4 protein-coding genes are annotated in these 2653 nt (G+C 71.6%); all 4 read left to right on the top strand.

Translation table 11 applies throughout. The features are described 5' to 3' along the window. Nucleotides 1-121: 121 nt before the first annotated feature. Complete coding sequence (locus tag CITRIK5_RS11890; protein WP_159833839.1) at nt 122-931, top strand: ParA family protein; 810 nt, start codon at nt 122-124, stop codon at nt 929-931. A 193-nt stretch (nt 932-1124) separates the two neighbouring features. Further along, complete coding sequence (locus CITRIK5_RS11885; RefSeq protein ID WP_159833837.1) at nt 1125-1751, top strand: hypothetical protein; 627 nt, start codon at nt 1125-1127, stop codon at nt 1749-1751. A 149-nt stretch (nt 1752-1900) separates the two neighbouring features. Beyond that, on the top strand, nt 1901-2146 hold the full coding sequence (locus CITRIK5_RS11880) for a hypothetical protein (RefSeq protein WP_159833835.1): 246 nt from the start codon (nt 1901-1903) through the stop codon (nt 2144-2146). 67 nt (nt 2147-2213) lie between these two features. Next, nucleotides 2214-2653, top strand: a 440-nt coding sequence (locus CITRIK5_RS11875) for a hypothetical protein (RefSeq protein ID WP_201294467.1), incomplete at its 3' end; no start/stop codon positions are given.

The raw sequence follows: 2653 nt of genomic DNA, 5'->3' as shown, positions 1-2653 counted from the left end.
CCCCAGGGCGGGCCGATCCCGCCCCGTCTCAGCCCCTGCTGTACGGCTACACGGGCGCACGGCCCGGCCACCCCTCACCCGTGGCACCACCGACTCTCCCGACTGACGGAAGGCCCCACCCATGAGCACCCCCACCCCTCCCCTGCCGACCCCTCGCATCGTCCCCGTCCTGGGGTCCAAGGGGGGCACGGGCCGCACCACCACCGTGGTCCTGCTCGCGGCCGCGCTGGCCCGGCAGGGCCACCGGGTGGCGGTCCTGGACACCACCGCCGACGGCGCCTGCACCGAGTGGATCGAGGACGCCCGCGCAGACCTGCCCGCCGGTGACTCCCTGCCGTTCGAGCTACTGGCGCCGGCCACGCGCACGATGCCGGCAACTGCCGCTGAGGTCGTCCTGGTGGACACCGACGGCAACGGGACCACCTTCGAGCGCATCCGGCCGCTTCTGGACGCTGCCGCCGTCGCCCTGGTTCCCGTCCAGCCCGCCCGCATCGACGTGAGCAGCCTCTGGTCTACCCTCGACACGCTCCAGGCTCTGCACCCTCACCTGCCGGCCCTGGTCCTGCTGAACCGCGCGAACCCCGCCACGATCACCTACCGGGACACGCGGGCCGCGCTCGCGGAGGCATCCGTGCCGGCGCTGTCCACCGCGATCCCCGAGCGAGTGGAGTACGCCGCCGCCGTCGGGACCGTTCCGGCAGCGTCGGAGTCGTGGGACGCGGCGGCCGCCGAACTGCTGGGCCGGCTCTTCCCCGCTGCGCCCGCGCGCGAGCGTGAGCCGATGCAGCGAACCTCGTTCACCCTGCCGGTCTCGGTCCATGAGCGGCTGCGCTGGGCCTCCTACACGACCGGCAAGCCGATGGGTGAGCTCGTGTCCGCGGCCGTCGCCTCGGTCTACCCGGCACCCGAGGACTCCCGCCCCGCGCGGTGAGCTCCGCGAGCCCCGGCACAGACCGCCCTGCACCCGGCCTCGCGCCGCACCGAGGGTCTGAGACGCCCCCGAGAGGCGCCGTCGGCCAGCGCCTGGCCGGCGAGCTGAAACACCCGACCCCTGGTTCCGGCCTGCCTTCAGTGGGAGAGGCCTCAGCCCCTTCCCGTGGCTGACCTGCTGATCAAGGAGACCCATGAGCGCCTCACCGCTTGCCCCCGCCGTGGCTGCCCACCCCACCCGTTGCGGGATCTGGCTGATCCCGGACACTCCCGACGGACGTGACCTGATGGCCACGGTGAAGGTGGGGCCCCACACCAGCCGGGACGACCTCCCAGACTTCGACCCGTTCCGCGTGCAGGTGATCCTGGGTGTACTCGCCGCCCTGACGCTCTGGGCCGCCTTCGCCATGGGCGCGCCCCACTTCGGCCTGATCGCCACACTGCTGGCCGCCGGCGCGATCGTGGTCGGTGTCGAGACCCGCCGAATCCGTGCGGACGAGCGCCGGCTGCGCGCCAGCGGACTGGCCATGCCGTTGCCCGAGCAGCTGTGGGGCCGGCCGATGCCGACCTCCGATCCCGCCCGTTCGAGGCGGCACGACGCGCGGCGTCTGGAGGAACTGCAGGCCCTTCCGGCGGTCGAAGGCGTCCCCGCGCTGACGCTGGTGTGGCTGGCCGCCCAGGAGGGTGCCACACAGGCTGCGGTGGACACGATCCACGCCGCCGCCCAGGAGCTCGCCACCCGCCCGCAGCGTGAGGAGATGCGCCGCCAGGAGCAGGCGGTGCGCCGGATCCTCGACCAGCGAGTGACCCTGACCCCCTGACCTTTCTTCCCGCGAGCGCCGGCCATGATCCATGGCCGGCGCTCGCGGTGTTTCCACCGGGTTGCACACTCACACCCTGGTATGTATGCTTTTTCATGTCAGCAGGGGTTCACCGGAACCTCAGCCCCCACCGTCCCAAGGAGGACACCATGAGCAACACCACCACCGCCCCCGCCTGGACGAACCTCAACGGCATGATCACCTGCCGCAAGCACGCCCCCATGTCCCTGACCGCGATCCTCGAGGACACCCCCAACGCCCGCGAGATCCGCACCCACCACGACCTCTGGCAGCGCCTCACCCAGACCGAGATCAAGGCCCTCACCGCCCACTTCGCCACCATCGACGGCAAGGACACCCCCCACATCTGCGAGACCTGCCGCTACCAGCAGTGACCCCCACCCGCGAGCGCCCCGCCCGCGCGGGGCGCTCGCGGGTCATCCTCTCCGCAAGGATGGCCGCATGACCTGCACCCTCATGGCCACCACCGAAGCCCCCTACGACCCCGCCAACTTCTGGGTGGCTGTCGTCACCGCCGTGGGGCTCTATGCCCTCACAGCCTTCCCCCTCTGGGATCACATAGGGGAGACCTTGCGGGAGGGGCGCGAGGCGCCCACTTGGATCTTCCTCCTGGCCACCACGGGCACCATGCTGCCCGTCGCCGGCGTCCTGATGGCGCTCGACCAGCTCACCCAGAATCCGGTACCTGACCCTGCGTACACCAGCGCCATCTGGATCATCGCCATCATGCTGGCCGTCTCCTTCGTCATCCGGGTCCTGACTCCGCTATTCCTCGGCCGCACGACCACCCCGCCGACACCTCCAGGCCTCGTGGGGACTGCGGAGGTCATTCCCCTGCCGCCTGCCTCGGCGCCAATCGAGGCTCCCGCACCCATCCCGTC

The organism is Micrococcus sp. 116 (assembly GCF_902506395.1).
GTDB lineage: Bacteria > Actinomycetota > Actinomycetes > Actinomycetales > Micrococcaceae > Micrococcus > Micrococcus luteus.
Note: the sequence above shows the minus strand (reverse complement) of the source record. Positions and strands in the feature narration are given on the sequence as shown.

Bases quoted from the DNA above. Each gene is read 5' to 3' on its own strand.
- CITRIK5_RS11885 (WP_159833837.1), top strand. From the start codon at position 1,125: ATGAGCGCCTCACCGCTTGCCCCCGCCGTGGCTGCCCACCCCACCCGT.
- CITRIK5_RS11890 (WP_159833839.1), top strand. From the start codon at position 122: ATGAGCACCCCCACCCCTCCCCTGCCGACCCCTCGCATCGTCCCCGTC.
- CITRIK5_RS11880 (WP_159833835.1), top strand. From the start codon at position 1,901: ATGAGCAACACCACCACCGCCCCCGCCTGGACGAACCTCAACGGCATG.